Here is a 26,982-nt window from a genome sequence, read left to right as displayed (position 1 = left end):
ATATGTTAACGAAAGCAGAACTTCAGCGGTATAACCGGCAAACCATCCTACCAGAGTTTGGGATCGAGGCACAAGAGAAACTGAAAAGGGTTAAAGTATTAATTATTGGTGCGGGTGGCTTAGGCTGTCCCATACTGCAATATTTAGCTGCTGCTGGTGTAGGGAATTTGGGTTTGGTAGATGATGATGTAGTGGATATAAGCAATTTACACCGGCAAATACTCTATTCAGAAAATGATATCGGAAGAAAGAAGGTAGAGGTAGCTGTAGAGAAATTAAATATACTTAACCCGCATGTAGAGCTTACGTCTTATGCCCAAAGGTTAACAACTGAAAATGCCGAAAGCATATTTGCACATTATGACATCATTGTAGATGGTTCGGATAATTTTCCTACCCGATACCTGGTTGATGCAGTTTGTGCCAGGCTTAAAAAGCCATTGGTGTTTGGATCAATTTTCAAATTTGAAGGGCAACTGTCTGTTTTTCACTATCAGGGTGCTTCAGGATATAGCCATTTATTCCCGGAGCCCCCGGCAGAAGATGAAGCTCCCAATTGTTCTGATATTGGGGTTTTAGGTGTTTTGCCAGGTATTATTGGTTCTTATATGGCTGTTGAAGTAATTAAAGTGATCACCGGGAAAGGAGAGGTGTTGGTTGGGAAATTAAAAACTGTAGATATATTTAACAATACGACATTGATTTATGATATCCCCAAAACTGAAGAAACGACGGTTCAACAAGAGGTAGCTGCGGTAAAGCCTGATGAGATCATCGAAATTGATGACGTTACTTTTGATACATGGAAGATGGATCTCTCTAATCCAATTTTCCTGGTAGATGTTCGTATGGAGCATGAGTTTGAAGCATTAAATATCGGAGGGATCAATATACCCTGGTATGAGTTGCAAGACCGCCTGGATGAACTCCCAAAAGACAGAAAAATAGTTTTTTACTGCCAAACCGGGCAAAAAAGTAAAATGGCTGTGTTCTTACATCGAAGCCTATCTGGAATTAATTCTTACAGCTTAAAAGGAGGTTTAAACCATTAGTAAACCCATGGTCCGTGACTCACGGACCATATAAATAAAACTCACGGACCATTTAAATCAACTCACGGATCTCACCCACGGTAATCAATACTTGCTACTCAGTAACAGATCATCTATATTTAAACCAATAAAATCTTATCAATGAAAAACATCCCTATTTTTTTGGTAGCTACCTTAACTGGCCTGGTCATATTTTTATCTAATAGCCATGCTGCTAGTGTTGATACCGTGCTGACCCACAGTAACATCATGAAAAAAGATATTAAGGCTGCTATTGTAAGGCCTGATAGCTACAGTAAAGATAAGGCAATGCCAACGTTATACCTTTTACATGGTGCCGGTGATAAATATTCTGGTTGGTTAACCAAAGTTCCCGATAGACAAACCGTAAAAAGATTGTCAGATCAATTGGGAATCATTGTCGTTTGCCCTGATGGAGGCGTAACCAGTTGGTATTTTGATAGTCTTGTAGATCCAACCTATCAGTACGAAACCTATGTTTCAAAAGAATTGGTTAATTATGTCGACAGCCATTATGCTACCATTAAGGATCGGAAAGGTCGGGCCATTACCGGTTTGAGCATGGGCGGACACGGTGCATTATACCTTGCTTTTCGTCATCAGGATATTTTTGGAGCCTGTGGCAGTATGAGTGGAGGAGTAGATATTCGTCCCTTCCCGGAAAACTGGGACATAGCTAAAAGATTAGGTAAATACAGTGAATATCCCGATCGTTGGGAAGCCAATACCGTAATCAACCTTACCCATTTATTAACACCCAATAAACTTTCCATTATTATAGATTGCGGTTACAACGATTTCTTCTATACTGTAAATGTAAATCTGCATGATAAGCTGTTAGAAAGAAACATTCCGCACGATTTCATCATTCGACCGGGCATTCACAACTGGGAATATTGGGGAAATGCAATCAATTATCAGATGCTATTCTTTAGCCGTTTTTTTAATCAATCAACGCAAAAATAAATGACAGGTGTTTCAATGAGGAACACCTTTTTTGTAGTAAAACTATTTGGCAACTCAACTGTTTGAAAAATAGTTCGATTGATGATAAAATCGAAAAATAAAACAACATCTAGTATGTCTATGGTCAATACTTCGATTTTTGTAGAAATGGGTAAAATGTCTAAAGATGGATATTTTATCTTTCACCCTATCGGGAAAGACTTTCAGTACCTCAATGATGCCTTTTCAAGCATTTGGGAAATTCCCATATCCGAGGTTAAAGCTGAACCTTCTATCTTGTGGATGCAAATACATCCGGAAGATAAAGAGCATGTAAAAGACTGTTATTTTGAGTGTTTGACGGATAATCAGGCTAAAAAGTACGAATTCCGATTAAGTATTAATGGCCTGGAAAAATATGTTAGAGTCAGTATATTTCCCATAGATAATGGGGGAGAGCTATTGCTTTGCGGAATGATGGAAGACACCACCGTGATGCGACACAATAAAATCCACATCGAGCAGATCAATGCCAGAAAAAATATTACCCTGGAAGTATTGGCTCACGATCTTCAGGAACCATTTGGTATGATGCAAATGACCGCCAGCCACATGGCTAATGAACTAAAGGGAGGGAAGTATGACGGGATGATGGATGCAGTAGATTTTATTCACGACCTCTGCGATCGAAACCTGCGCCTGGTAAGGAGCATGATTAATAGAGAGTTCCTCAAATCTGCTGAAGTAGAAATCGGTAAAGAAAGGGCAGATCTGGTTAATGAATTGAGAGATATGTTACGTTTTTATCGCCGATCGCAGTTGTCTGATACCAAAACCTTTCATTTTAGTACATCTCACGAGAAAATCTTTATCCATCTCGATACGATGAAATTTCTTCAGGTTATCAATAATCTTATTTCAAATGCGCTGAAATTTACACCAGAACCCAATGGTTTTATCGGCCTGCATACAGAAGAGCTGGATAATTCGGTTATCATCTCTGTTAGAGACAATGGAATAGGAATTCCCAAGCATTTGCAACCAGGCCTTTTCGATCGCTTGCCCCAAACACTTCGTCAAGGAATAAAAGGAGAGCCAACGGGCGGATTTGGAATGGGGATTATCAAAGCAATAGTGGAACTACATAAAGGACGGGTTTGGTTCGAATCAGAAGAAGGAAAAGGCAGTACTTTTTATATCGAACTGCCCAAATAAGCCCTAAAAAATGAATGGTCAGCATAGCGGTTTTTCAAATTTGCAGCGGTATATTATATTTGGTTTATGATCAAAATTATTATGGTCGATGACCATCATGTTGTGCGAAGTTCCATCCGGTTTATGCTGGAACACCAATCGGAAATTGATGTGGTTTTGGAGACAGACCAGGCAGCCGAATGCTTAGCTTATCTGAACCAGAATACTGAAGTTGATGTGGTCATTTCTGATATTTTTCTGCCCGAAAAAAATGGCCTGGATTTAATTCGTGAAATCAAAAAAATAAGTCCGGATACCCATGTAATTTGTCTCTCCATGATGGAAGAGGAACAATATGCATCAGATGCATTTTTAGCTGGTGCCAGCGCCTACCTTTCAAAAAGTATTGAAGCAGAGGAACTTTTGTTTTGTATTAAGCACGTGATGAAGGGTAAAAGGTATCTGGCCTCTGCTTTGTGTATCTCTATTTTAGAAAGATTCAACAGCCAGCTTGGAGGTCGGAATTATCACAATAAACACCATTTAAATCTGTCTGAAAGAGAAAGTTTAGTGCTAAAGGGCATCGCCGAAGGATTGACCAATCAAGAGATTGCAGATAAACTTTTTTTAAGCAGAAGAACCGTAGAAACACAACGGGAAAACTTAATTGCAAAGACCGGAACACGAAATACAGCCGACCTGGTTCGCTTTTCGGTATTGAATGGATTGGTAACCTAAACCGCTAAATTTTCTCCGTTTTTATCCCATTTTTAGCTTCAACTAAAAATTCCGTATAAAGTCGGGTATTTTTCCCGTCAACAACCGAAAAGGTCAATTGTTCAACTTATACCAAAAACAATAATTGTATGCATTTGACCTTAAATTTTAACACAGAAATTTATAAATATCGGGCACCCCTTTACGAAAAAGCAGTATTTTACACCAGAGATGAGGCTACAGCAGCCGATCTTGTTCAGGATACTTTTGTAAAGGCGTTTCGATTTGCTGATAGTTTTCAATTAGGCAGCAACGTTAGGGCATGGCTTTTTACCATTCTTAAAAATACTTTTTATAATGATTACAGAAGGGATCAGAAACGCGCAGCCGTAATTACGGCAGATGATGAGGTAAGCAATGCTCAACTCCATCATAGTGCACACGAGAATCGTGGAAGTGCCAAGTTTATAATGGAAGATATACAACGTGCGCTACTTTGCGTTCCAGAAGAATCTAGATACTGCTTCTGTCGCTATTTCGAGGGTTATAAGTATCATGAAATCGCTGAAGAGCTCAATTTGCCCTTAGGGACCGTTAAAACGCGTATACATGTTGCCCGCGAACTGCTTAAAAAACAATTGAAAGCCTATCGCTCCAGGTAAGCTTTAGTTTTCAGCTGATCATATGGATATGTAAGATAGTTTGAAAATGCTTTAGGCTTTCAGCTTAGTAATTTAGTCTTTCAGTGATAATTAAGATTGGTTTACAGAAGCTGGGTTCAATGCTTTAGCTTTTCAAACTACCGCTAGTCGGCTTTAAAGCGTGGACTATTATATTTCCCCCTGTAGCCGTAAAAATTATACCAGCAATAAAGGAGGAGTATGAGCAGGGCAGTTCCTAACCCCAGTTCAGGTTCAGACAGCGTTACACAGGCCCACAAGGTTAATGTGGAAATCAAACAAACCAATAGGAAAAAAAGTACTTTTTTCATGATGAGTTGATTTAATCTGGTGCATATTCGTAAATATAGCTAAAAAACAAACGTTTGTCAAGTATTTTTGAATTTAATTTCTTTTATATCAGGGTGTTGTGATTTTTTGAGAAGGTTTGGGTGTAGTGTTGTGATGAATTTTGGTATTTGGGTAAGAATTTAAGTTTTTTAATGGAATTAATTGTGCTTTGTTTTCTGAATTGGTGATAATTCTTGCTTAATTATTGTTTATTATAGATGTATTGACGATTCTAACCTGTTTTTTTAATACTGTTTTTCTTACGGAGATTTCAATTTTGAAATTTCCATCTTCATCTAAACCAGCATTCATCTGATAGTCTCCGGGATAAGCAAAAGCAAGCCTCGATTCTATGTTCTTTAATCCCGATCCAAATCCTACAGTAGATTTAATCCTGTTAGGTACGTTGATACATTCGATCTTAAGCCAGTCTGATTCCGCATAGATCGCCAAGCTGGCACGATAATCCAAACTGTGGAGGTTGCCATGTTTAAACATATTTTCAAGCAGGGTTAACACTACCAGCGGAATAAATCTATATTCGCTAACATCCGGGGCATAGGCGAGATCCACCGCTATTTCTCCCTGATTTAAATGTTGGATTTGTATTAAATTCTCACACTGTTCAATTTCTTCTCCCAAATTGATAAGCCCATCCTGTTGATCAACAGCGGCAGAGAAACGCATCATTTCAGAAAGATTAATCATGATCTGCGCATCCTCAGGAGAATAACGCTTAATTCTTTGATGAATAATTTCTAAGGTATTGAATAAAAGGTGTGGGTTAATCTGTGCTTTTAAAAAGGCATTCTTTGCTTGCGCTAACTCCTTGTCTACACGCTCTTTTTCTAAAAGCATTTGAAAACGATGTCTTTCTACACGTATTTTTTCTGCACGTTCACTGATAAATCGCTTTAAGAAAAAATATCCTGTGGCAAAAAGTGCAAAAAAGGTACCTCGCCAAAATTGGGTTAATAATCTTTTTATTGTTGTGCCGGGATCTACAGTGATTAATTTGGTATAGGCAATTAGAAGATTATCCATCTGAAAAACAAAGCCGATATAAATAATCAGACCCAGGCTTGCATAAAGTGGTACTTTCCAGATAGATTGCCGGGATGATAAAGTTGCTTTTTCTAAAAGCCAGGTATAGAAGTAGAAGAAGCTGATGTTAACCGCATAGTGCACTACATAGTTGCCCAGTTTACCAAATGCCCCATACATCAGGCCTACAATAACCGATTCCCAGGTGATAAAGGCTGCCCAGGCAATAATATGTATGCTGTAGCCAGACCAAAATTTGCCCAGGCTTACAGAATAGCTTTTTATCCGCTTTGAACCGAAAATAGAACCTTTCATATAACCAATATCCTTACAGGTTGAATTACCAACTAGCTTTCATAAAAATAAAGATTATGAAAGCACAAAAATTAAGTAAACGAATCCTTTTTGTATTTAAAAAATCTATAATTATAAACGACTCTAATCATCAAAAGGCTACAGACCCCACCAATACCACAACGAGTTCTACCTCTACTTCTGGTCTTTTGATTTGATAAACAATCAGCAGTGGCTATTTTTTGCGGCTGCTGATAATTACTTTTTCACCTAAAAATGCCTTAAATTCTTCATTGTACACGTCGCCTACATTGAAACTTATTTTATTACTTAAGGTAATTCTTGACCCATCTATGTGCATAATGTGATCAATAGAAATGATATAGCCTCTGTGTAACTGAATAAAATTCTTCTTCAGGTTTAACTGTTCTTTAACGTCTTTTAAGGTAAGATACGCAATTATGACCTTTTTGTCTGTATAAATCTTGATGTAGTTATGAAAACTCTCAAAAGCGATAATATCGTCATATCTCACTAAAACAGCTTTATGTTCTTCTTCCTTATTCTTTACAAAAAAAAAGTCTTCCTGATTAGGAGCTTCCTCCGCCTGATCTTCAAATAATCTGTTTAACGTAAGGGCAAACTTAGCGTAGCTGTAAGGTTTCAGTAAATAGGCATCTGCATCGGCTTCAAAAGCCTCAAATGCATATTCCTGATGGGAGGTGGTAAAAATAAGCTTTCTCGTTTTAGCGCGTAGTACTTTCGCCAGTTCTATACCCGAAATCTGGGGCATCTCTACATCCATAAAGATTACATCTGCGGGATCGGAATGGGTTAATTCTTTAAGTGCAACTAAAGGATTGTTATAACTTGCAATTAACCGCATGTTTGGCGTATCCTCTATGTACTTTTTCAATCCCTCTATAGAACTGAACTGATCATCTATAACTATGCACTTAATCATTTAAAAGTCCTTTTCTGTAGTCAAATTCATAACGAAAATACGCCTTTTCGTAACGAATTAATAACGTTATCGGTATAAATATTTTGATATCAGTGTATTGGGCTAATTTTATATTGACAAAAATCACGAGAATGGCTTTAGGAACAATTAAATGGTATGATCCAAACAGAGGTTTTGGATTTATCCAACCAGATTATGATGGCGAAGTACTTTTTGCCGATGAAGTTCAGTCAAAAGCAGGTTTAGTGCTCAAATTCAAGGTTGGTATGCGCGTTCGCTACAAGGTAAGCAAGCTTAAAATTGGCAGTCAGGCAAAGGATATAGAAATCAGCCAGTCAGATATAATGTAAGAAAAAGACCTTTTCATCAAGGATTCTTTCCTTTATGTGTAATGCACGGGGATTTAAATATTTCTTAGCGCATATTTACTTCATCTTTGGAATTATAAACTTACTGCTACCTGCTGAGATTGCAGGTACGGTGAGTTTAAAATAATTTCTACCTGTGAAATGCAATTCAAAAGTCCCGTTCATTTATATCGAAATTAACGCTTTCATTTATACTTGAACGGGATTATGTTTCTGATTAACAGCTAATTATGGTGTGATTTTTTATGCTTCAAGCTTAAATAGTTTATGGCCAGCACAACAATAAGGATCAGTAGGCCTCCAAACTCTCTCGTCTCTTCAATCCACGGTTTAGTGGCCTTCATACTTTGAACAATATTTTCTGCTTCATGATCCTTATACCAGCTCATTACTCCGGTTTGATCAAAAAATAATAGAAGTGCATAAGCCGAGTAAATCAGGATACCAGCCAGGTAGGCTTTCGGGGCATATATTCCCCTGAAGTATTGAAAGCAAAACCAGGCACCATACAGGTATATCGGCACCCAAAGGTAGGGGTCAGAGTCATTGTATTGCAGTGCTGCTGATAAAATAAATAAAAGACAAGATAGAAGGTTGAAAATTTTCAATGGTTGATGTGTGTTAAATTATTGGAAGGGTAAAAATAGAGAATGAACTTTAAATTTAAATAATTTACGAAGATCAATCTTCCAATGGTACATCAGCATTTACCTACATACCTTCTTCCTGCCATCTTCAATTGACCAATTTTAAGTTCCAAAACAATTAAAAATCGTTCCATTTGGATCACCAGATAAAAAAATGAAAAAAAAATAATTTGCTAAGGTGCAAGAAATCAGATCATTCGTGCCTTATTAGGGTTTAAAGCAAGATAAAAGCAAAAAAAAAACTTGTAGAAATCAACTTAGTTCGTACTTTTGCCTCCGGAAAGTTGGCAGAGCGGTCGAATGCGGCAGTCTTGAAAACTGTTGACTGTCATAGGTCCGGGGGTTCGAATCCCTCACTTTCCGCTTAAGAAAAGCTACCTGAAAAGGTGGCTTTTCTTGTTTTAATATTATCCATTAGTCTTAACGAAATCAAAATATTGACCATAAAAAAAGGGGAGATGCTGTGGCCATCTCCCCTTAATAATTTTATCCTTTAGCTTTTCTTGCTTTCTTTCCTTCCGATTCAGGAAAAAATAGAGAAGAAAGCATTTCAAATTTTTCTGGTCCTGCTTCATATTCGGCAGCAATGTCCGACCATTTTTTGAGTTCTGCCTGTGCTTGTTCTACTTCAATTTTTAAAGTCTCCAGTTTGTTCTGTAAGAGTTTGCTGATGTTATTTTGTGCCATAACACAAAACTAAATGCTTTACCCTAATTGACATAGTTTTATTACCGGATAATTTGTTTCTGTCTGTACATCAACGTAATAAAATTAATTCGGGACAAAATATATTTTTAAACAGCAGTTAATTGGTAACGTACTTTTCTATCCGGTCAGCAAAGTCATTCAAATCAAAAGGTTTGTTAATGAAATCTTCTGCGGCGCATTTTGACTTTACTTTATAAAGATTGTTTCCCGCCGACATCATCATAACCGGGATTTGATAGGTTAGGGCATTTGCTTTTAATTGACTGCAAACATCAATACCATTTCCATCAGGTAACATTACATCCAGAACAACCATATCTGGAAGATGCTTATTCATTTGCAACCAAAATTCGCGTGTATTAGGGCAGGTAATCACATCGTACATTTCCTCCACTAAAAGAAACTCAATTATTTCGCTGATGCTAATATTGTCTTCTACTACATAGATGCACTTTTTCATAAAGCCTCCTTCGTTTTAATTGATTAACGCAGGAGGCTTTACACTGGTTTAAAGAAATTATCCACCTTGGTAGAGTTATCCACTTTATGCGAATTTCGAAGCGATAAAAACGACTGCTAAATTAGGGCGCTTTACTTCTGATTTCCTGCTTCAGTTCTTCAATTCTTTCCTGAGCCTGGCGATTTTCGAGATAATAATAAATGGCAAAGCCAAGAAATACCTTTCCTAAAACAAAAACTGCGGCAAATACCCATCGCCATGCTTTATGAATGCGCATGTGGCTAGATGAGGATTCTACTTCTATGTAGCGTTCACCAGGAGATTTGTAGGTTTTTTCATCGGTATGCTTATCTATCTTAAGCAATTGCTGATCACGAAGCTTGATCTCATTAATTTCCTGCTCAATTTTTTCATAAACTAATGGTGGAGGAGGAACAGCCATATTTTGAGCCAAGAACTCCATGTCTAATTCAAGTTGGGTTAAAGCCTCCTTAAATTCAGGAAAATTAACACTCAAATTTTCTACTTGTGTAATTTCCTCATCAGTAGCAATCCCCATTACATAGGTTTCTAAGAGGCCGCTTTCGATTATTTTTCTAATTTCCATGGGCATTCCTGATTTTATCTAAAGAAGACTTTAATAGACCGCGTACTTCATTCTCTGGTAGATTCAAAATGCCAGACAAATAACTGATTGATTTTCTATGGTAATACATTTCAGAGAAAACAGTTCTCTCTGTTGCATCTAATAATGCTAAAATCTTATTGTTGGGAGGTGCAGAAACAACACTTACCTCTAAATCTTGTGCTTTTAGATGTAGTTGCGATAAATGCTTCTGGGCATACTGGCGTAAATGCAGCCAGGTGAGCTGTTCTGCACCGTAGTTGCTGTGCTCTTTCATATAACTACTAAAAATTTTAACCAGTTGTTGCTCTGAATGATGCTGGTTTTTTAGGGTACCTTGTATATAGCCTAAGAGCATGGCGCTATATTTATTGTATATCCAGCGGATATCAACAGGGGTTTTGTAAGGAGATTGCTTAGCAGCTTTCAACATATGCTGGGATGATTCTTTTTTATGAAATTGCTTTGCAAGATAAGTGCAAAAAAATAAAATCTATACATTCAAAGAAAAAAGCAGGTGAAAAAAATGTTATTCAATTGTTTTCGAGTATTTTAGTGTTAAATTGTAGCGTTATTTGAATGAGTTGCGTTTAAGGTAAAAAATAACAAATTAAATGAAAAACGCTTTTAAAATATTCGTATTCACAATATTTGCAAGTATAGCTATCACTTCTTGCAAAAAGGAAAAATTACCTCAAACACCAACAACTTCTGATAGCTTAGTAGGAAACTGGAGAGAAACCAATACCGGAAGTGTGCTAAGAAGGATTTCTTTCGGTGTGGGCCTGGATTTTTCAATGGTTACTGTTTTAGATAATACGCATTCAACCTCTTTACATGGGAAATATACGGTTAATGGTAATGCTGTAGATATTGTTATTACAGAAAGCGTTAGCCGTAACGGCGATAAAAGTGTAACCACTGTTGTCAACCAAAAAGTATATGATAAGGCCAGCTTTACCGTAAAGGATGATAAACTTACACTCAATTTTATAGGTTTCCCTGCAGATCAGTTAACGGCTGGTAAGGCAACATTTGACCGTTTCATCATGACAGATTAACGCCTGCGCCTTAAATAGGCAAACTTAATCCCACTTTAACCCGGTCTAAGGTTACGAATGTTCGGAAGCGTTTAATATCTGGATTATCAAAAAATAGCCTGGTCGTTAATGCTTCGTATGCGGTCATATTCGCTACATTAATGATCAGGATAAAATCTACCTCGCCGGTTACATAATAGCATTGTTGTATTTCAGGTATTGAACAGAATTTTTGTTTGGCTTTACGAACCAACTCAATCTTATCGTTTTCCATTTCTACCTCAACCATAATGGTTATAGGAATGGCTACTTTAATTGGATCTACCACTGCTACCTGACTTTGAATAGTGCCATTTTCTTCCATTCGTTTTATTCTTCGATGAACAGCAGCTGCGGAGAGGTTTACACTTTCGGCAATGCTGCGCTGTGGTGTGTAATTGTTTTCTTGCAGTATGCGGAGTATAGCCAGATCGAAATGATCTAATGGGGCAGATGTTGGTTGTGACTTAGACATGGAAGTTAAATGATGAAACAAAATTGCAAAATAGCCCTCAAAATAGAGAAAATTATTCCCCATTATTGAAATAGTTTTGCTCCCAATGGAAAATGGTAATCAATTAAAAGGTTTCTTACTGGCAATTCTGGCAGCCACACTTTGGGGAGTTTCGGGTACATTCGGACAGTTTGTTTTTAGCAATAGGGGTGTTGATCCTGCATGGCTGGTTACCGTTCGTTGTCTTTCGTCTGGATTAATTCTTTTAGCCCTTGGTTACTTTAGGTTTGGCCTTAATATTTTTAATATCTGGAAAAGTAATACCGATATTTTAGCCTTGCTCATTTTCGGACTTATTGGGATACCGCTAGTGCAGTATACCTACTTTGCGGCTATTCAGCATTCAAATGCAGCCACGGCAACGGTGTTGCAATATGCAGGGCCGGCACTTATTGCCATTTACCTGGCTATAGTGAATAAACGCTTGCCGGGGGTGTTTTCCATGTTAGCAATTGTTTTAGCCATTGCAGGAACATTTTTATTGGTAACACATGGAAGTTTTAACAGTCTTTCCATATCGGGATTAGCCCTGTTCTGGGGAATTAATTCGGCAGTTGCCCTGGCTTTTTACAGCATTCAACCGATAAAGCTTTTACATCGCTACCATGCTATTGTGGTAATAGGCTGGGCAATGCTTATTGGAGGAATTGCTTTTAGTTTTGTACGGGTTCCATGGCAGGTGGAGGGAACCTGGGATTTGGATACCTACATTTCTACCGCCTTTATTATTTTTTTAGGCAGTGTGGTAGCTTTTTACGCTTACCTTTCAGCAGTTAAATGGATTGGTGCACAAACCACCAGCCTGTTGGCCTCCGCCGAACCCCTATCAGCTGCGTTAATCTCAGTATTCTGGTTAAAGGTTAGCTTCGGATCTATGGATATTCTGGGAAGTGTCCTGATTCTGCTCGCTATATTTTTATTGGCAAGAAAGTAGGTTTTAGTCCGTAGTTCTTAGTCGGAAGTCTTCAGTCTGAAGTCTTGATTCTTACTACTTTGCTCTCACTACTCGATTCTCGCTACTAGATTCTCACTGCTTGATTCTCAAACCAATCCTGTCCGTCGAGTTCCGCAGGAGTTCTAGGGATTGTTTAATGGAGGAGAGTCTTTGACTCGGTTTAAATAATGTTGAGTTCTGAAACTCAACGGTATGTTGTAATCCGTAGAGACGCTGCGCTTAACTCTACGGACAGGGCAGGGGATATTCTGGGAAGTGTCCTGATTCTACTCGCTATATTTTTATTGGCAAGAAAGTAGGTTTCAGTTCATAGTCCTTAGTCGGAAGTCTTCAGTCTGAAGTCTTGATTCTTACTACTTTGCTCTTGCTACTAGATTCTTGCTACTAGATTCTCGCTACTTGATCCTCAAACCATTTAAAGGCAAAACTGTTTATTTCAATAATATGAAAACATCCAGTAAAGTAAATACCATATTGGCGGCAACAGCGGTGGTTGGCCTTGCTATATATTTGAGTTCATGTGCAACTATCCCTAAAGGCGCTCAGGCTGTTAAACCCTTCAAAAAGGAAAAGTACCTGGGTAAATGGTTCGAAATTGCACGTATGGATTTTAAATTCGAAAGAAATTTAAGCCAGGTAACGGCTACCTATTCGCTACGAAATGATGGAACAATAAAAGTAGCCAACAGGGGTTTTAATGCAATTAAAAATGAGTGGAAGGAAAGCGTAGGTAAGGCTAAATTTATAGGGCGAGAAACGGAAGCCAGGCTAAAGGTATCATTCTTTGGGCCGTTTTATGCAGGATACAATGTAATTGCAATCGACCCCGAGTACAAATATGCATTGGTTGCTGGTAAAAGCCTCAAATATTTATGGATTCTTTCGAGAGACAGAACTATTCCCAACCAGGTAAAACAAGATTATTTAGAAAAAGCCGAAGAATTGGGTTATGATACAGACAAACTGGTTTGGACAAGGCAGGATTAACTGGTGGTGTAATACTTTCTAAATGCATTGCCCGGGAGCTACTGCATTTACGGAATTAAACCCGACAGTAATGAAAATGCTTTTTAAACCATAGGACGATCTTTATTACACGGGAATTCGTTTAAAAAGATTGTAATGAATGGCGGGACGGTACCCAACCGAAGCGCTCGCGTACTTGCTTTTCAAAAAAAATATATCCCGTATTAGTGTCAAGTTAAGCTATTGTTATTTATTTAAAAACAGTAAGTAAATAAAGCAATGTGATTTGACTTGCGGGCAAATAATTCCTTAACACTTGTTGTATTATCTTATTGTAGTTTTAATCAAAAGGATATATTGGCTTAAAATAGCGGAGATACTTTTGTGGACAAGCAGAACGCCTCATTAAGCTGCTAAATATTAAGCTAAGCATAATTATTTAACGTAAGATATTAAAAACGAGCAGAGCCTTGCCTGTGTTCTGCAGATTTTTTATGGCGATTGGCATCAGGTCAATCGCCTTTTTTATGATTAAAATATCTTATTTTTAATTAAACAATTAAGTCATATGTCTAACAGAAGATTCTTTATTAAAAGTAGTTTGGCCAGTTTTGTATTAGCTGGTTTGAATCCGGTAGTGCCAGCAATAGCCGAAAACTTAGGGGATGAATTACCTGCAAAAAATAAACCTGTTAAATTACGTTTTGCCATTGCCTCCGATGGTCACTACGGGCAACCTAAAACAGACTACAAAAAAGATCACGAGAACATTGTGCGTTGGCTAAATGAATCGCATGATCACAATCCTTTGGATTTTGTTATTATTAACGGCGATTTGGTTCACGACAGGCCAGAGCTATTGCCTGAAGTGAAAAAGAATTACTTTGATAGGCTTAAAGTTCCTTTTTACGCTATTCCGGGTAACCATGATCATGCAGATGCCACTATTTGGAAAAATGTATTCGGTTATGAAGATAATTTTGCCTTTCAGAAAAATGGTGTAGGCTTTGTTTTAGCAAATACATCCGATACCAAGGGTGTGTATCGCTGCCCGGATAATAATTTTCTAAAGCAGGAGCTGGATAAGTTTAAAGATTTGAAGACCGTTTTTGTGGTATTACACATACCACCACATTTTTGGGTGCCCGAAAGTCCTTTTGTAGAATGCCCCGATACCATTGAATTGCTTCATCGCTATCCCAATATCAAAGCTGTGTTTCATGGCCACGATCACAGTTTGGATGCTGTTTTTTATACCAATAAACTGCCACATTTTTTTGATGCGCATTTCGGCGGCAATTGGGGAACGGCTTACAAAGGTTATCGAATTGTTGAAGTGAATGAGGATAGCACCATTTCTACCCATCAGGTAAATGCCAGTCAAACTCCTGTGCTCAATGAAACTACATTTTAATTAATAGGAAGCATAAATTATATTAGTTAATTATAACATGAACTTAATCTTTTACTAACATACCTGCTGCATCTTTGCGCTATAAATATTTGGTTAGTATTTATAAAGTTTAGGTTAGTTGATATAACCCCGATGGATGTCGGGGTTTTTATGTTTTTAGCCATTTGCTCTCTATCGGGGTGTTTTTGTAACTGTTGATTATGAGTGTGTAGTTTTTGTTTGTAGCTGAGTTTCTGAGGGTAGTAGATTTTATTCAATGATCTAGTGAGTTAAAGGGCGGGGTTCATTTTAACCTGGCTATACAAAAATGTTTAGTTGCAAAGAAAATATTTTGTACTTTCATTCTTGATGAGTCGCACATGCGACTTAGTTTTGATCATGAAAATTGCAACTTATAACGTAAATGGTGTTAATGGGCGCCTACCTGTATTGTTAAGGTGGCTGGAAGAAAGTGCTCCGGATATTGTCTGTTTGCAAGAGCTTAAAGCCCCTCAAGAGAAGTTTCCTTTACAAGCAATTAATGATGCCGGATATAATGCCATTTGGCATGGACAAAAAAGCTGGAATGGGGTGGCCATTTTAGCCAAGAATCGAGAAATTCAGGAGTTGCGAAGAGGACTGGATGGAGATGATGAAGATTTGCAAAGCCGCTATATTGAGGCTAATATTGATGGCATAATAGTGGGCTGCCTTTACCTTCCAAATGGAAATCCTGCCCCGGGACCAAAGTTCGATTATAAGCTGGGTTGGTTTGAGCGGTTTAGATCTCATGCAGAAAAACTGGTAAACAGTGAACTTCCTGTGGTGCTTTGTGGCGATTATAATGTAATTCCAACAGATTTTGATGTGTATAAACCCGAGCGCTGGGTAGAAGATGCGCTTTTTAGGCCCGAAACCCGTGAAGCTTTTTTAGGTTTAATGAGCCAGGGCTGGATTGATGCCATTCGAACACGCTACCCTGATCAAAAAATCTATACCTTTTGGGATTATTTTCGCAATGCCTATGGGAGGGATGCCGGACTGAGGATTGATCATTTTCTGTTAAATTCACAGCTCGCCAAGCAATTTAAAGATGCCGGGGTAGATAAGCAAGTTAGGGGATGGGAGAAAACCAGCGATCATGCACCTGTTTGGATTACCATAGAAAAGCTTTAAGTTGTTGATTTTCTTGTATGATGATAAAGAAAATCGTTTTTTTGTAAAATAAATCAAATTCATACCGCCTACAATTAGAGCCAAACCAGTTTATTCCTGAAAAGAGTAATCTTGAAAGTGGATACACTTATTATTTGATAAGGCTTTTATATTTTAGCGGGATAACCTTATGGATAATCTCTCAATAACGCTTACCTCGGCAAAATGTGAACTTCTTGATAACATTTTAAAGGAATTTAAAGATGAATCGTATATCAAGACTGATCGGGTAAGTAAAATTTTTAGAGGCAACGATATTTTAGCTGCAGATTATTTGGGGCTACTTTCCCAGTTGCAGTTGATTACACTCATTGGAGAGGTAGAAGGGTATGCACTGCCTGCAATGATTGGAAAACAGTCGGGCGTAAAAATGTTTATGAGTGAAGGTGGTTTTATGCGCCGCTTTGAATTAAAACAATTACAGGAGACCGCAGGCAAGGGTGTACAGGAGTTGCAAACCGAAAATTTAAATCTCAGCAGTGCCAACAGAACGCACAAAGAAAAAATAGAAAAGATGGAAACAGTCATCCGTCAATACCAGGAGCAAATCGAATTGTTTAAACAGGCTAAGTTCAATGAAATCTTTATTCGAATCGGATTGTTCTTACTAGGCGTGGCCTTAACCTGGTTAATTATCTCTTTAATGTAGGTTCAGTTATTCTATTATCTTAAGTTATTTTTTTAGTTAAAAACTGAAATTAAATTTCTTTTACTAAAAAAATTAGCATAAATTTGTTTAGCTAGAGAAGCTTTTTTAGTTTCTGCTAATTAAATTAATAGATATGATTGTTACCGTTTTAGCTATACTTGAAACAGATTTTAAGCCTGAGGCCTCATTGGGTAAGATAATGAATGAAAGGCTTAGGGTTGCTGCTGCAGATTTACAAGCCATTCACCTTCAACCGCTGGAGGCAATTGGTCAGCGAAATGAAGACGTAATCGTTTACATCAGCTATAATCCGAAATATAAAATCAGATGGAGAGTGGTTAATGATGTGTCTGAAGATATCGAAACCTATGTAGCTAAGGTTTGCGGGGAGTTAGGTTATCTTCGATGGAATACTGCGGCAATTAATATATTCAAAGGTGTTGATTAAAAACGCCCAAATGTCAGGACTAAGCAATTACACTTCCATTAGTGTTCAGTAACTGTCATTTATCGGTGAATTCAGGCTTCATCATTATTTTAAAACATAATTTTACGGCTTCAATAATCATAAAAAATGAGTATGTCGCCATTAGAAAATATTTCCTATTCCATTTTAGATTTAGCAACCGTACGTGCAGGAGATACACCCGCAGAAACTTTTCCCAAAAGCTTGGCAAACGCACAACAGTCTGAGCGTTTAGGTTATAAAAGATATTGGTTTGCCGAGCACCACAATATGATTAGTGTAGCCAGTTCAGCCACATCCATTTTAATTGGTTATGTTGCTGGCGGCACAAAAACTATCCGGGTAGGTTCTGGTGGTATTATGTTGCCTAATCATGCGCCTTTGGTGGTGGCAGAACAGTTTGGAACTTTAGCTTCATTGTATCCTAACCGGATTGATCTCGGTTTAGGCAGGGCACCAGGAACAGATCAGGTAACCGCAATGGCTATACGGGGTGAAAATGTTCATGCCGTACATAGTTTTCCCAGAGACATAGAAAAATTGCAGCTGCTTTTTTCTACCGATAATCAATATAGTAATGTTAGAGCAGTGCCAGGAGAGGGTCTCGATATTCCCATCTGGGTTTTAGGCTCGAGTATGGATAGCGCCCGATTAGCTGCGGAAAAAGGTTTGCCTTACGCTTTCGCCAGTCATTTTGCACCCACTTATTTCGCTCAGGCTGCTGCTTACTACAAGTCGCATTTTAAGCCTTCCAAATATCTTGATCAACCTTATTTTATGGCCTGTGTAAATGTGGTTGTAGCCGATTCTGATGAGCAAGCAGCATATTTAGCCAGCTCTGTGAAACAAATGTTTCTTGGGGTAATTACCGGAAAAAGAAACCTGCTTATGCCACCAGTTAGCGATATGAATTTAGTTTGGGATGAATTTGAGCAACAAGGTGTAGAAAGTATGCTGGAGTATTCTTTTATAGGTACTGTCGAAACCGTGAAGAACAAGTTGGAAGCCTTTGTAACTCAATTTAATGTAGACGAAGTTATGGCTACTTCGCATATCTTTGATGAGCAAGCCAGCTTAAAATCTAATGCTTTATTTGCTTCAATCTTTAATTAAATACTGTTTTATCGGATGGTAATTTGATTAAAATTTGCATATTTAAGGATGAAGACAATCAGAACTATTGGTATTGTTCTGGCCATGCTTGCGTTTATTAATCAAAATACAATGGCTCAGAAAAAAGCTCCTGCAATGCTCAATCACATTGCTGTTTATGTATCCAACCTCCATCAGGCAACCCGGTTTTATGAAACAGTTTTTGCCTTGAAAATTATTCCTGAACCCTTTAAGGATGGAAAACATACCTGGTTTAGCCTAGGTGCTGCTGGTCAGCTTCATTTAATTGAGGGAGAAAAAGTGAATCAACATTTTGACAGGAATAATCATTTGTGTTTTAGTGTTCCTGATATCAACGAATTTATAAAGGAACTCAAAATTGCTAATCTTAAATTTGAGAGTTGGGCAGGAGAATCTGGTGGTATCACCTTGCGTACCGATGGGGTAAAGCAGATTTATTTTAAAGATCCGGATGGACATTGGCTGGAAGTTAACGATGCGAAGTAACTTTATCGAGATAAATTGAATTGCCCGGGTGATTTTATAATATTTATAATCTTATTCGCCGCAATATGAAATCTCTTAAATACCTTTCCATTTTTATCTTTTTGTTTCATGTCTGCTGTTCGGCTTTTGCTCAAAATAGCCAGGCTGAAGCAGATTTTGAAGCAATTATGAAGCGTTATGAGGCTGTTGGTGCCTCGGTAGCTGTTGTCAAGGATAATAAACTGATATATTCGCATTCATTCGGATTAAAGGATCTGGATGGAAAAGTCGCATTATCAAACAGTGATATTTTTAGAATCGCATCTATTTCTAAGTCCTTTTCAGCAACTGCCATTATGCAATTGGTAGAAGCCGGGAAGTTGTCTTTAGATGATGATTTTGGGGATTTGGTCGGATTTAAAATTAGAAATCCAAATTTCCCCGATAAGATAATTACATTAAAAATGGCGCTTTCGCATACCTCTAGCTTAAATGATAGCGAAGGGTACCTTAATTTAGATGTGATTAACCCAGATAAAAATCCCAATTGGGCTAAATGCTATAATCATTATGAGCCTGGCTCAAAGTACGAATATTGTAACCTCAACTTTAATCTTATCGGCACGATAATAGAGAAGAAATCTGCTGAGCGTTTCGATCAATACATTCAAAAACACATTTTAAAACCCCTGGATTTGTATGCAGGCTACTGCGTAGATTCTTTGGATAGTACCAGGTTTGTTAATCTGTACGAGTATCATGCAGATAATAAGTCCTTTTCAGTTTCCCCAACAGCTTATGCGCCACGAAGAACTGAAATCGCGAATTACGTGATGGGCTACAGTACACCTATTTTTTCTCCAACCGGAGGCATGAAAATCTCGGCAACAGATTTAGCGAAATACATGATGATGCACATGAATTATGGCACAGGAAACGGACAAAGGATTATTTCCAAACGGCATGCCAAACTGATGCAGACTAAAATTACTGATGAAGAAGGCTATGGCCTTGCTTTAAGAAGCGTTGATGATTTGGTAGAAGGGGTTAATTTAAAAGGCCATACCGGTTCGGCATATGGCTTATACAGCACAATGTTTTTCAATCCAAAGGAAAAATATGGTATCGTGGTGATCACGAACGGATGTAATCCAACCTATACTAAGGGTTGGTGCGATTTTAGCAAAGCGGCATATAATAGTCTTTACCAGAATTTTATCCGGTAGTTGTTTAATAGATAATTTGATTAGAATATAAAAATGAAGGCAATAATTTTAAAGGATTTTGGCGGTGTGGATCAATTACAGTTAGTGGATGTTCCTGTTCCGGTAATTTCAGCATCTGAGGTTTTAATTGAAACCAAGGCAATTAGCATTAATCCAATAGATGTTAAAACCCGGTCAGGAAAAGGAATTGCTCCCTTAATTAAAGATCAGATGCCGGCTATTTTGGGTTGGGATATTTCAGGAGTGGTGAGTAAGGTGGGAGAATCCGTAAGTCAGTTTAAAGTGGGAGATGAGGTTTTTGGCATGATTACTTTTCCTCAGCTTGGTAAAGCTTACGCGGAGTATGTAGCAGCACCTGCTGATGAACTTACCTTAAAGCCAAAAAATGTAAGCCATAATGATGCTGCCCCGGCAACTGTTGCCGCTTTAACTGCCTGGCAGGCGCTCACACTGTTCGCAGAGATAAAACCTGGCGATCGGGTGCTCATTCATGCAGCATCAGGTGGCGTAGGGCATTATGCTGTTCAATTGGCCAAGCATTTAGGGGCATATGTAATTGGTACATCATCTGCAGCAAATCGCGATTTTGTACTTTCACTGGGAGCAGACGAGCATATAGATTATAAAAATCAGGCATTTGAGGAAGTGTTGGATCGGATAGATTTTGTACTGGATTCCATTGGAGGTGAATACATAGATCGCTCGCTACAAGTAATGAACAATGGAGGTACAATTGTCTGTATACCTTCAGGCTTAAATGAAACAGTAGTTGAAAAGGCAGCAGCTTCCAACAAGCATGGATTTACAATGAGGGCTAAATCAAGTGCAGAGGATTTGGCTATGATAGGAGAATTGTTAGCTAAAGGGACCCTTCGCTCTCATGTAGATAAGGTCTATTCTTTTAAAGATATGGCTTTGGCGCACCAGCAGATAGAAAGTGGAAGGACTGTTGGGAAAATCGTTTTAACGCCGTAGAAAAGGAAAAACTAATTAGGGCTGATTTGTTTTTTGGCCTTAATTAGTATAAGTCAAATAGCTTAAAAAGAACTACTTGATTTTACATTCTTGATGTTCAGATATTCTTTCAGTCTGGAAAATTCCATACTGTGAATAGCTCGGACTGCTGATTTTAAAGTTTCACAACTCACACCAAGTTTAGCGGCCCAATAATTACGTTCTCGTTCGTCGGCAATTTCAACCAGTTCGGATTGAGGAATGCTGGGATGATTTTGATTTTCCATCAATAGGGTTATTACAGGTTAGTAAAATAAACAAGATAAAGTACGCTGATTTGATTTAACAAATCGTTTAAATATAGCTATAATTTATTGATTTACAGTTATTCCAGATTTGCGTAATATTTATTTTACAAGTAGTGGTAAAATTTTAGTAAATGTTATTATTATTGCATTGTAATATTATTTTTACAATGAATAATCATTCTCTAACCAAATTCCCGCGTGCTATGTCGCGCCTAAAATTTTACAACAACAACCGAGTAGTTCTCGCCTTTTGGGTTCTGGTAACGCTCGTATTTGTGATCGATTCCTGGGTCAGCAACCGATTAAATAACTATCTCATTTTCGAGAATACCATCCGGAATTTAATCCATGAACGATCTCTTTATGCTGCTTATCCGGCATATCATGATGATGCCAACCATTATGGGCCAGTATTTAGCTTAATTGTTGCGCCATTTGCAATGTTTCCCAATTGGCTGGGCTTACTGTTCTGGAATCTTTTTAACTGCTTTTTTCTATATAAAGCCATTCAAACATTGCCACTTAGTGAAGAGAAAAAGATTATCATCGGTTATATTGCCATTCCTTGCCTGATAGAATCTATGCTGAATCAGCAGTTTAATGCTGGGGCAGGAGCCTTAATTATTTTAAGTTACACTTTGCTTAATCGCAATAAAGGCATTTGGTCGGCAATGTGTGTGGTGTTAGGTACCTTTGTAAAGCTTTATGGTGGTGTAGGATTGGTGTTCTTTTTCTTCGCAAAAAATAAACCTGCCTACATCGGTTGGTTAATGATGTGGAGTATCGTTTTTTTCTGCATGCCCATGCTGTTTGCTTCACCAGATTTTGTAGCACATTCCTATATAGACTGGAAGGATTCTTTAATTATTAAAAATGCAGGCAACATAGTAGGTGCATCAACAGACATCTCCATTATGGGCTTTTTTCGCTCACTATTAAACTATAGAGGTATCCCAAATTATGTTTTTATCTCTTTGGGCGTAATTTTATTCATGCTCCCTTTTAGCTATTTACAGCTTTTAAACAAGCGTAAATTTCAATTGATGATTTTATCATCGGTACTCATTTTTCCGATTCTGTTTAGCACGGGATCAGAGGATTGTACTTATATTATTTCCATTACTGCAGTTGGAATATGGTATGTTCAGGAAAAAAATCGTAAGATGAAAAATGTACTCTTACCTATACTGCTTTTTATTACCTGCAACTTTCCTTTACTACTCTTTCCTGTGTATGCAAAAGCCCATCCTCTCACTTTATCTATCTTAAGTTTTCCTTATTTTATTGTATGGATCAGGGTGCTTTACCTGGCTGTAGATAAAAAATATGATTATGCCGATGATCAGGAATTGGAGAATCTCCATATGCTTCGGGATTAGTAGTGCCGATAGTTAATGTAAAAAAGGTTTTAAGTTCTAGCGAGCTTAAAACCTTTTTTGTTTTAAAGCTGTTTTACTACAATCTAATCAAATATTATTATGGATAATAAACAAAAAACTGGTATTGCCGATCGCAGTCGGATCAATATTCACGAAAGTTATGAGGTAGATTATTGGGCAAATAAATATGGTATAAGTAAGGATAAGCTTAAAGCGGTTGTTCAAACCGTGGGAACCGCTGTAGCAAAAGTGGAAGCTTATCTTAAAAAATAAAGAAATCTATGGGACTGAAACAGTATGCGGCAAAAAGAAATTTCTCTAAAACAGCTGAGCCCAAATCGGGCAAAAGTACCAATAAGGATAAATTACTTTTTGTAATCCAAAAACATGACGCATCCCGGCTACATTACGATTTTAGATTAGAGATGGAAGGCGTGTTAAAGAGCTGGGCAGTTCCAAAGGGCCCTTCTACAGATCCTAAAAATAAAAGGCTTGCCATGATGGTGGAGGATCATCCGTTTGACTATAAAGATTTCGAAGGCATTATTCCAAAAGGCGAGTATGGGGGAGGGACGGTTATTGTATGGGATGAAGGTACTTACGAGCCAATTGAAGAAATTAAAGGTAAAAAGGCACAGGAGAAGCATTTGTTAAAACAATTGCATGAGGGGTCTTTAAAAATAAAACTCCATGGGGAAAAGCTTGAGGGGGAATATGCATTGGTAAAAACCAATGGAATGGGAGAGAACGGTTGGTTGCTCATTAAACACAAAGATGATTATGCCTCCACCAAAGATATTACCAGGGCAGATAAATCAGTTATATCTGGAAAAACCATTGAGAAAATGGAAAAAACTTCCGAAAAAGTGTGGACCGAGGGTGAGGAGAAAATTATAAAAAAGAAGGGGAAAAAAAACACTAAGGTATCGAAAAGACAATCAAAGCCTGTCGCTGGACTAAAAGATAACAAAGCGATATTAAAAACGGCACCAAAATCAGCTATTCCGAAAGGAATAAAACCCATGCTGGCCACACTTGTTGATGAACCCTTTGATGATCCAAACTGGCAGTATGAAGTGAAATGGGATGGTTACAGGGCACTGGCTATGATAAATAAGGGCAAGGTTGATTTGTATTCCAGAAACAATAAATCATTCAATGAGAAGTTTTATCCCATTTATGATATACTCAAATCGTGGAAGCTTAATGCCGTTTTAGATGGAGAAATTTTAGTGCTCAACGATAAGGGAATTTCCAATTTTGGAGCTTTACAGAACTGGAGGAGCGAGGCCGACGGCGAATTGGTTTTTTATGTATTCGATCTTCTATGGTATGATGGAAAAGATTTAACTGGACTTCCCCTGGTGGAAAGACAGTCGATACTTGAGGAAATATTACCAGAAAAAGACGATCAGGTGAGGCTGGGAAAAGTTTTTAAGGCCAATGGATTAGATTTCTTTGCTGCCGCAGATCGAATGGGATTAGAAGGAATTATTGCTAAAAAGTCTGATAGTTTATATTCTCCGAATTTGAGATCCAAAGAATGGCTAAAAATCAAGATCAGTAAAAGGCAGGAAGTGGTAATTGCTGGTTTTACTAAAAATGAAGATACAGCCAAATATTTTAGTTCCTTATTATTAGGGGTTTATGAGAATAAGTCGCTTCAGTACGTAGGAAAAGTAGGAACCGGCTTCTCTGATAAGACACAAAAGGAAATGATGGAACAGTTTAAGTCTTTAATTGTAGATAAAAGCCCCTTTAAAGAAATTCCCGATGTGAATAAGGCATCCCGTTTCAGGCCTAACCCACCAAAAGCCAAAGCAACCTGGTTAAAGCCTGAATTGGTTTGCGAGGTAGCATTTACGGAAGTAACGGATGACGGTGTTTTTCGCCACCCATCATTTAAGGGAATGAGGGAAGATAAAAAGGCTAAGGATGTGATAAGAGAATTGAGTAAACCAAAGGAAGAGATGGTTAAAGCACTGGCAAAAGAGACACATACCGAAGCGCTAAAGCCGCCAAAAGGTAATGCAGCAAAGACTTTACTCAATCCAAAAGAGGAAACCCAGGTGAGGAAGGTTAAAGGCCATGAGCTGAAGTTTACCCACTTGAGTAAGGTTTACTGGCCTGAAGATCATATTACCAAGCGAGATATGTTCAATTATTATTATCAGGTAGCTGATTATATCTTGCCCTATCTTAAAGACCGTCCACAATCATTAAATCGCTTTCCAGGAGGTATTCATGGCCAAAGTTTTTATCAGAAAGATGTAAAAGGAAAAGCACCCGATTGGATTAAGACCTTTCCTTATGAAACCAGTGAAGGCGAGAAAAAAGAATACGCTGTGGGTGATGATGAAGCTACTTTGCTTTGGATGGCCAGCTTGGGTTGTATAGAAATTAATCCCTGGTTTAGCCGGATTCAGAAACCCGATAATCCAGATTATTGTGTGATTGACCTGGATCCTGATAAAAATAGTTTTGATGAGGTAATTCATGCAGCGCTGGAAACGAAAAAGGTTTTAGACGCATTAAATGTACCTGCTTACTGTAAAACTTCCGGCTCAACAGGCATGCACATCTATATCCCGTTAAATGCAAAGTATAGCTACGATCAAAGTCAGTTGTTTGCTAAAATTATTGTCAGTTTAGTGCATCGTCAAATCCCATCATACACCTCTTTAGAACGCATGATTGCAGCCAGAAAGGGAAAAATGTACCTGGATTTCTTACAAAACAGGCCAGGGGCAACGATCGCCGGCCCATATTCACTTCGTCCAAAACCAGGGGCAACGGTATCAATGCCACTAGACTGGGATGAGGTTAAGCCTGGATTGAAAATGAAGGACTTTCATATTTTTAACGCTGTAGACCGTTTGAAGGAAACAGGCGACTTATTTAAGGGGGTACTGGGCAAGGGAATTGACTTAAAGAAGGCCATAGCCGAAGCAAAACGTATTTTTGAATAAGTAATTTTATTTAATGGTTTGCTTATATTTGGCAAAAAAATACAAAAAATGATAGCTCACCACGTTTTATTTTGGCTAAAAGCCGATACTACTGAAGAACAGAAAGTTGCTTTTAAAAACAGCCTGCAAACATTAGAAAATATTGAAGTTGTAAAAACTTTTCACGTAGGTACACCTGCACCAATTGAGCGTGCAGTGGTAGATACAACTTATACATTTAGCTTATTGCTTCTTTTTGAAGATATGGCTGCGCATGATGTTTATCAGGTTCACCCTTTACACAAGGCTTTCTTAGATGAGTTCAGAGTGTTTTTTGAAAAAGTTGTGATTTACGATGCAAACTAAATCTAAATAGTTGATGGAAGGCCAGTGAAATCTGGCCTTTTTTTATCACTGAATTTTTGCTTATTTTTATTTGGAATAATTCTAAATAATACGATATTTGTTGGATTAGCTTAAAAATTGATCCATATGTGTAAAACAACAGTCCTTGCTCAAAATCAAAATATAACCATTGCTCAGTGTAGCAATTGTAAGGTTTTAAATATATGGCGATCTGGCGTGTTGATGAATTTTTCATTCGAACAGTTTGATGCGTTTTACATCGCAACTAAAAAACTTCATTTTGACGACTATCGGGAAAATACACCAGATGGTAAAGAGGTAGTTATTTTATCTACACCTTTCCCTGATATCAGTTTGGTATTTACACGAGAGGAGTGGAAGGAGTTTTTTATTAAAATTGACGAAGCCCTTTACATGAAGCGGGTGTATGAGCTTGTACATCAATAATACTTCGTTGAATTGCAACGTAAATGTTACGATTTACGGAGATCTGATTGCCCTACACCTACGTAGATCAGTAAGTTAACGTTTGATTTATGCAGAAAACTATTATTAATATCAGAAGAAGTTCGGCTAACAATTCTTTGTTAGAAAAGATTAAAGTCGGTGATTTGGTAAGTGATGAGTTTGGTAAATCAGGAAAAGTCAAAAATATAGAAAGAATTGAACACTCCCGTGAAGTACACTATTATTTTCATCTAGATAAAGCGGGAACTTTACTAATCATTGTCTAAGAAACGTCTCCTTACTTTTAAATCAAAAGCCCCTTATCATAGATGGAGGGCACTGAAAAAGTAGGCTTAAAATGGTCTATAAAAAGATTAGCGGATGGGTAGGTCATAAGATCTCCATCCGCTTTTTGTTTTTGAGTGTTTTTATATTTTTACTGATTCCAATTTATTAAGATCTCTCCCCG

34 protein-coding genes and 1 tRNA gene are annotated in these 26,982 nt (G+C 37.8%); 25 read left to right on the top strand and 10 right to left on the bottom strand.

The features are described from left to right. Positions 1-2: 2 nt before the first annotated feature. The 5 genes from moeB (at position 3) to BMX11_RS21805 (ending at position 4,591) form a co-directional block, all read left to right on the top strand. Positions 3-1,052, top strand: a complete 1,050-nt coding sequence (gene moeB / locus BMX11_RS21825) for a HesA/MoeB/ThiF family protein (RefSeq protein WP_090888883.1) — start codon at positions 3-5, stop codon at positions 1,050-1,052. Between the two features lie 141 nt (positions 1,053-1,193). Then, a complete protein-coding gene (locus tag BMX11_RS21820) occupies positions 1,194-2,039 on the top strand; it encodes an alpha/beta hydrolase (protein ID WP_090888880.1) in 846 nt (281 codons plus the stop codon). A gap of 81 nt (positions 2,040-2,120) precedes the next feature. Beyond that, positions 2,121-3,233: a PAS domain-containing sensor histidine kinase gene (locus BMX11_RS21815; RefSeq protein ID WP_245738738.1), complete on the top strand. Its 1,113-nt coding sequence runs from the start codon at positions 2,121-2,123 to the stop codon at positions 3,231-3,233. Between the two features lie 66 nt (positions 3,234-3,299). Beyond that, positions 3,300-3,950, top strand: a complete 651-nt coding sequence (locus BMX11_RS21810) for a response regulator (RefSeq protein WP_090888878.1) — start codon at positions 3,300-3,302, stop codon at positions 3,948-3,950. 128 nt (positions 3,951-4,078) lie between these two features. Continuing rightward, positions 4,079-4,591 (top strand): sigma-70 family RNA polymerase sigma factor, encoded by a 513-nt coding sequence (locus BMX11_RS21805; protein ID WP_090888875.1) that lies wholly within the window; start codon positions 4,079-4,081, stop codon positions 4,589-4,591. 143 nt (positions 4,592-4,734) lie between these two features. Here BMX11_RS21805 and BMX11_RS24180 read toward each other — a convergent pair whose 3' ends face one another. Together BMX11_RS24180 and BMX11_RS21800 are read right to left on the bottom strand one after the other, a co-directional pair. Further along, entirely contained in the window at positions 4,735-4,920 is a 186-nt protein-coding gene (locus BMX11_RS24180; RefSeq protein ID WP_139180251.1) for a hypothetical protein, read from the bottom strand. A 217-nt stretch (positions 4,921-5,137) separates the two neighbouring features. Then, complete coding sequence (locus BMX11_RS21800; RefSeq protein ID WP_090888872.1) at positions 5,138-6,298, bottom strand: sensor histidine kinase; 1,161 nt, start codon at positions 6,296-6,298, stop codon at positions 5,138-5,140. 56 nt (positions 6,299-6,354) lie between these two features. Between BMX11_RS21800 and BMX11_RS24450 the strand changes: the two genes are divergently transcribed. After that, positions 6,355-6,495 (top strand): hypothetical protein, encoded by a 141-nt coding sequence (locus BMX11_RS24450; protein WP_175474641.1) that lies wholly within the window; start codon positions 6,355-6,357, stop codon positions 6,493-6,495. Between the two features lie 17 nt (positions 6,496-6,512). On the opposite strand, the gene BMX11_RS21795 is transcribed toward BMX11_RS24450, so the two are convergent. Next, on the bottom strand, positions 6,513-7,241 hold the full coding sequence (locus BMX11_RS21795; protein WP_090888870.1) for a LytR/AlgR family response regulator transcription factor: 729 nt from the start codon (positions 7,239-7,241) through the stop codon (positions 6,513-6,515). Between the two features lie 131 nt (positions 7,242-7,372). On the opposite strand from BMX11_RS21795, the gene BMX11_RS21790 reads away from it, so the two are divergent. Further along, a complete protein-coding gene (locus tag BMX11_RS21790) occupies positions 7,373-7,591 on the top strand; it encodes a cold-shock protein (RefSeq protein ID WP_090888867.1) in 219 nt (72 codons plus the stop codon). Positions 7,592-7,833: 242 nt separating this feature from the next. On the opposite strand, the gene BMX11_RS21785 is transcribed toward BMX11_RS21790, so the two are convergent. Further along, complete coding sequence (locus BMX11_RS21785) at positions 7,834-8,217, bottom strand: transmembrane 220 family protein (RefSeq protein WP_090888865.1); 384 nt, start codon at positions 8,215-8,217, stop codon at positions 7,834-7,836. Positions 8,218-8,534: 317 nt separating this feature from the next. On the opposite strand from BMX11_RS21785, the gene BMX11_RS21780 reads away from it, so the two are divergent. Next, positions 8,535-8,619: transfer RNA gene (locus tag BMX11_RS21780), tRNA-Ser, on the top strand. 123 nt (positions 8,620-8,742) lie between these two features. Here the strand turns inward: BMX11_RS21780 and BMX11_RS21775 are convergent. The 4 genes from BMX11_RS21775 to BMX11_RS21760 all read right to left on the bottom strand — a co-directional run bounded on the left by BMX11_RS21775 (position 8,743) and on the right by BMX11_RS21760 (position 10,482). Further along, a complete protein-coding gene (locus tag BMX11_RS21775) occupies positions 8,743-8,943 on the bottom strand; it encodes a hypothetical protein (protein WP_090888861.1) in 201 nt (66 codons plus the stop codon). 118 nt (positions 8,944-9,061) lie between these two features. Then, positions 9,062-9,424 carry a response regulator transcription factor gene (locus BMX11_RS21770; RefSeq protein WP_090888858.1) on the bottom strand — a complete coding sequence of 121 codons (363 nt, stop codon included), beginning with the start codon at positions 9,422-9,424 and terminating at the stop codon, positions 9,062-9,064. A 121-nt stretch (positions 9,425-9,545) separates the two neighbouring features. Next, positions 9,546-10,031, bottom strand: a complete 486-nt coding sequence (locus BMX11_RS21765) for a hypothetical protein (protein ID WP_090888855.1) — start codon at positions 10,029-10,031, stop codon at positions 9,546-9,548. Beyond that, the gene (locus BMX11_RS21760; RefSeq protein ID WP_090888852.1) at positions 10,021-10,482 is read right to left on the bottom strand and encodes an RNA polymerase sigma factor; all 462 of its coding nucleotides are present in this window, start codon (positions 10,480-10,482) and stop codon (positions 10,021-10,023) included. Before BMX11_RS21760 ends, BMX11_RS21765 begins: the two co-directional genes overlap by 11 nt. A 181-nt stretch (positions 10,483-10,663) precedes the next feature. Between BMX11_RS21760 and BMX11_RS21755 the strand changes: the two genes are divergently transcribed. Beyond that, a complete protein-coding gene (locus BMX11_RS21755) occupies positions 10,664-11,110 on the top strand; it encodes a hypothetical protein (RefSeq protein ID WP_090888848.1) in 447 nt (148 codons plus the stop codon). 10 nt (positions 11,111-11,120) lie between these two features. Here BMX11_RS21755 and BMX11_RS21750 read toward each other — a convergent pair whose 3' ends face one another. Next, positions 11,121-11,603 (bottom strand): Lrp/AsnC family transcriptional regulator, encoded by a 483-nt coding sequence (locus tag BMX11_RS21750; protein ID WP_090888845.1) that lies wholly within the window; start codon positions 11,601-11,603, stop codon positions 11,121-11,123. 85 nt (positions 11,604-11,688) lie between these two features. Here BMX11_RS21750 and BMX11_RS21745 point away from each other — a divergent pair, with 85 nt between their 5' ends. From BMX11_RS21745 to BMX11_RS21700, 10 genes are all read left to right on the top strand, one after another. Beyond that, on the top strand, positions 11,689-12,576 hold the full coding sequence (locus BMX11_RS21745; RefSeq protein WP_090888842.1) for a DMT family transporter: 888 nt from the start codon (positions 11,689-11,691) through the stop codon (positions 12,574-12,576). A 465-nt stretch (positions 12,577-13,041) separates the two neighbouring features. Next, the gene (locus BMX11_RS21740) at positions 13,042-13,584 is read left to right on the top strand and encodes a lipocalin family protein (RefSeq protein ID WP_090888907.1); all 543 of its coding nucleotides are present in this window, start codon (positions 13,042-13,044) and stop codon (positions 13,582-13,584) included. Between the two features lie 547 nt (positions 13,585-14,131). Continuing rightward, on the top strand, positions 14,132-14,977 hold the full coding sequence (locus BMX11_RS21735) for a metallophosphoesterase family protein (RefSeq protein WP_090888839.1): 846 nt from the start codon (positions 14,132-14,134) through the stop codon (positions 14,975-14,977). Between the two features lie 378 nt (positions 14,978-15,355). Then, positions 15,356-16,132, top strand: coding sequence for an exodeoxyribonuclease III (xth, locus tag BMX11_RS21730; RefSeq protein ID WP_090888837.1), 777 nt, complete (start codon positions 15,356-15,358; stop codon positions 16,130-16,132). Positions 16,133-16,301: 169 nt separating this feature from the next. After that, complete coding sequence (locus BMX11_RS21725; protein ID WP_090888834.1) at positions 16,302-16,820, top strand: hypothetical protein; 519 nt, start codon at positions 16,302-16,304, stop codon at positions 16,818-16,820. 133 nt (positions 16,821-16,953) lie between these two features. Next, positions 16,954-17,268, top strand: coding sequence for a hypothetical protein (locus BMX11_RS21720; protein WP_090888831.1), 315 nt, complete (start codon positions 16,954-16,956; stop codon positions 17,266-17,268). 132 nt (positions 17,269-17,400) lie between these two features. Continuing rightward, positions 17,401-18,399, top strand: coding sequence for an LLM class flavin-dependent oxidoreductase (locus BMX11_RS21715; RefSeq protein WP_245738737.1), 999 nt, complete (start codon positions 17,401-17,403; stop codon positions 18,397-18,399). A 48-nt stretch (positions 18,400-18,447) separates the two neighbouring features. Next, positions 18,448-18,906 carry a VOC family protein gene (locus BMX11_RS21710; protein ID WP_245738736.1) on the top strand — a complete coding sequence of 153 codons (459 nt, stop codon included), beginning with the start codon at positions 18,448-18,450 and terminating at the stop codon, positions 18,904-18,906. A 65-nt stretch (positions 18,907-18,971) separates the two neighbouring features. Beyond that, entirely contained in the window at positions 18,972-20,111 is a 1,140-nt protein-coding gene (locus BMX11_RS21705) for a serine hydrolase domain-containing protein (protein ID WP_090888826.1), read from the top strand. Between the two features lie 33 nt (positions 20,112-20,144). After that, a complete protein-coding gene (locus tag BMX11_RS21700; protein WP_090888824.1) occupies positions 20,145-21,086 on the top strand; it encodes an NADP-dependent oxidoreductase in 942 nt (313 codons plus the stop codon). A 62-nt stretch (positions 21,087-21,148) separates the two neighbouring features. On the opposite strand, the gene BMX11_RS21695 is transcribed toward BMX11_RS21700, so the two are convergent. Then, the gene (locus BMX11_RS21695) at positions 21,149-21,352 is read right to left on the bottom strand and encodes a DUF3606 domain-containing protein (RefSeq protein ID WP_090888821.1); all 204 of its coding nucleotides are present in this window, start codon (positions 21,350-21,352) and stop codon (positions 21,149-21,151) included. Between the two features lie 224 nt (positions 21,353-21,576). Here BMX11_RS21695 and BMX11_RS21690 point away from each other — a divergent pair, with 224 nt between their 5' ends. From BMX11_RS21690 to BMX11_RS21665, 6 genes are all read left to right on the top strand, one after another. Continuing rightward, positions 21,577-22,752, top strand: coding sequence for a glycosyltransferase family 87 protein (locus BMX11_RS21690; protein WP_175474640.1), 1,176 nt, complete (start codon positions 21,577-21,579; stop codon positions 22,750-22,752). 99 nt (positions 22,753-22,851) lie between these two features. Further along, positions 22,852-23,025, top strand: a complete 174-nt coding sequence (locus tag BMX11_RS21685) for a DUF3606 domain-containing protein (RefSeq protein ID WP_090888815.1) — start codon at positions 22,852-22,854, stop codon at positions 23,023-23,025. Between the two features lie 8 nt (positions 23,026-23,033). After that, positions 23,034-25,721 (top strand): DNA ligase D, encoded by a 2,688-nt coding sequence (ligD, locus tag BMX11_RS21680; protein ID WP_090888812.1) that lies wholly within the window; start codon positions 23,034-23,036, stop codon positions 25,719-25,721. A gap of 48 nt (positions 25,722-25,769) precedes the next feature. Beyond that, positions 25,770-26,066 carry a Dabb family protein gene (locus BMX11_RS21675; protein ID WP_090888809.1) on the top strand — a complete coding sequence of 99 codons (297 nt, stop codon included), beginning with the start codon at positions 25,770-25,772 and terminating at the stop codon, positions 26,064-26,066. Between the two features lie 126 nt (positions 26,067-26,192). Continuing rightward, a complete protein-coding gene (locus tag BMX11_RS21670; protein ID WP_090888806.1) occupies positions 26,193-26,513 on the top strand; it encodes a hypothetical protein in 321 nt (106 codons plus the stop codon). Between the two features lie 89 nt (positions 26,514-26,602). Continuing rightward, the gene (locus BMX11_RS21665) at positions 26,603-26,800 is read left to right on the top strand and encodes a hypothetical protein (protein WP_090888804.1); all 198 of its coding nucleotides are present in this window, start codon (positions 26,603-26,605) and stop codon (positions 26,798-26,800) included. Positions 26,801-26,982 lie beyond the last annotated feature (182 nt).

The sequence above is a fragment of the Pedobacter rhizosphaerae genome (assembly GCF_900111155.1).
GTDB lineage: Bacteria > Bacteroidota > Bacteroidia > Sphingobacteriales > Sphingobacteriaceae > Pedobacter > Pedobacter rhizosphaerae.
This window is presented reverse-complemented; position numbering and strand designations above follow the sequence as displayed.

Coding starts and splice junctions, on each gene's coding strand:
- ligD (WP_090888812.1), top strand. CDS start 23,034: ATGGGACTGAAACAGTATGCGGCAAAAAGAAATTTCTCTAAAACAGCT.
- BMX11_RS21675 (WP_090888809.1), top strand. CDS start 25,770: ATGATAGCTCACCACGTTTTATTTTGGCTAAAAGCCGATACTACTGAA.
- BMX11_RS21685 (WP_090888815.1), top strand. CDS start 22,852: ATGGATAATAAACAAAAAACTGGTATTGCCGATCGCAGTCGGATCAAT.
- BMX11_RS21715 (WP_245738737.1), top strand. CDS start 17,401: ATGTCGCCATTAGAAAATATTTCCTATTCCATTTTAGATTTAGCAACC.
- BMX11_RS21735 (WP_090888839.1), top strand. CDS start 14,132: ATGTCTAACAGAAGATTCTTTATTAAAAGTAGTTTGGCCAGTTTTGTA.
- BMX11_RS24180 (WP_139180251.1), bottom strand. CDS start 4,920: ATGAAAAAAGTACTTTTTTTCCTATTGGTTTGTTTGATTTCCACATTA.
- BMX11_RS21720 (WP_090888831.1), top strand. CDS start 16,954: ATGATTGTTACCGTTTTAGCTATACTTGAAACAGATTTTAAGCCTGAG.
- BMX11_RS21725 (WP_090888834.1), top strand. CDS start 16,302: ATGGATAATCTCTCAATAACGCTTACCTCGGCAAAATGTGAACTTCTT.
- BMX11_RS21670 (WP_090888806.1), top strand. CDS start 26,193: ATGTGTAAAACAACAGTCCTTGCTCAAAATCAAAATATAACCATTGCT.
- BMX11_RS24450 (WP_175474641.1), top strand. CDS start 6,355: ATGAAAGCACAAAAATTAAGTAAACGAATCCTTTTTGTATTTAAAAAA.
- BMX11_RS21690 (WP_175474640.1), top strand. CDS start 21,577: ATGTCGCGCCTAAAATTTTACAACAACAACCGAGTAGTTCTCGCCTTT.
- BMX11_RS21790 (WP_090888867.1), top strand. CDS start 7,373: ATGGCTTTAGGAACAATTAAATGGTATGATCCAAACAGAGGTTTTGGA.
- BMX11_RS21695 (WP_090888821.1), bottom strand. CDS start 21,352: ATGGAAAATCAAAATCATCCCAGCATTCCTCAATCCGAACTGGTTGAA.
- BMX11_RS21810 (WP_090888878.1), top strand. CDS start 3,300: ATGATCAAAATTATTATGGTCGATGACCATCATGTTGTGCGAAGTTCC.
- xth (WP_090888837.1), top strand. CDS start 15,356: ATGAAAATTGCAACTTATAACGTAAATGGTGTTAATGGGCGCCTACCT.
- BMX11_RS21710 (WP_245738736.1), top strand. CDS start 18,448: ATGAAGACAATCAGAACTATTGGTATTGTTCTGGCCATGCTTGCGTTT.
- BMX11_RS21700 (WP_090888824.1), top strand. CDS start 20,145: ATGAAGGCAATAATTTTAAAGGATTTTGGCGGTGTGGATCAATTACAG.
- BMX11_RS21740 (WP_090888907.1), top strand. CDS start 13,042: ATGAAAACATCCAGTAAAGTAAATACCATATTGGCGGCAACAGCGGTG.
- BMX11_RS21765 (WP_090888855.1), bottom strand. CDS start 10,031: ATGGAAATTAGAAAAATAATCGAAAGCGGCCTCTTAGAAACCTATGTA.
- BMX11_RS21750 (WP_090888845.1), bottom strand. CDS start 11,603: ATGTCTAAGTCACAACCAACATCTGCCCCATTAGATCATTTCGATCTG.
- BMX11_RS21805 (WP_090888875.1), top strand. CDS start 4,079: ATGCATTTGACCTTAAATTTTAACACAGAAATTTATAAATATCGGGCA.
- BMX11_RS21795 (WP_090888870.1), bottom strand. CDS start 7,241: ATGATTAAGTGCATAGTTATAGATGATCAGTTCAGTTCTATAGAGGGA.
- BMX11_RS21755 (WP_090888848.1), top strand. CDS start 10,664: ATGAAAAACGCTTTTAAAATATTCGTATTCACAATATTTGCAAGTATA.
- BMX11_RS21745 (WP_090888842.1), top strand. CDS start 11,689: ATGGAAAATGGTAATCAATTAAAAGGTTTCTTACTGGCAATTCTGGCA.
- BMX11_RS21705 (WP_090888826.1), top strand. CDS start 18,972: ATGAAATCTCTTAAATACCTTTCCATTTTTATCTTTTTGTTTCATGTC.
- BMX11_RS21800 (WP_090888872.1), bottom strand. CDS start 6,298: ATGAAAGGTTCTATTTTCGGTTCAAAGCGGATAAAAAGCTATTCTGTA.
- BMX11_RS21770 (WP_090888858.1), bottom strand. CDS start 9,424: ATGAAAAAGTGCATCTATGTAGTAGAAGACAATATTAGCATCAGCGAA.
- BMX11_RS21775 (WP_090888861.1), bottom strand. CDS start 8,943: ATGGCACAAAATAACATCAGCAAACTCTTACAGAACAAACTGGAGACT.
- BMX11_RS21760 (WP_090888852.1), bottom strand. CDS start 10,482: ATGTTGAAAGCTGCTAAGCAATCTCCTTACAAAACCCCTGTTGATATC.
- moeB (WP_090888883.1), top strand. CDS start 3: ATGTTAACGAAAGCAGAACTTCAGCGGTATAACCGGCAAACCATCCTA.
- BMX11_RS21815 (WP_245738738.1), top strand. CDS start 2,121: ATGATAAAATCGAAAAATAAAACAACATCTAGTATGTCTATGGTCAAT.
- BMX11_RS21820 (WP_090888880.1), top strand. CDS start 1,194: ATGAAAAACATCCCTATTTTTTTGGTAGCTACCTTAACTGGCCTGGTC.
- BMX11_RS21665 (WP_090888804.1), top strand. CDS start 26,603: ATGCAGAAAACTATTATTAATATCAGAAGAAGTTCGGCTAACAATTCT.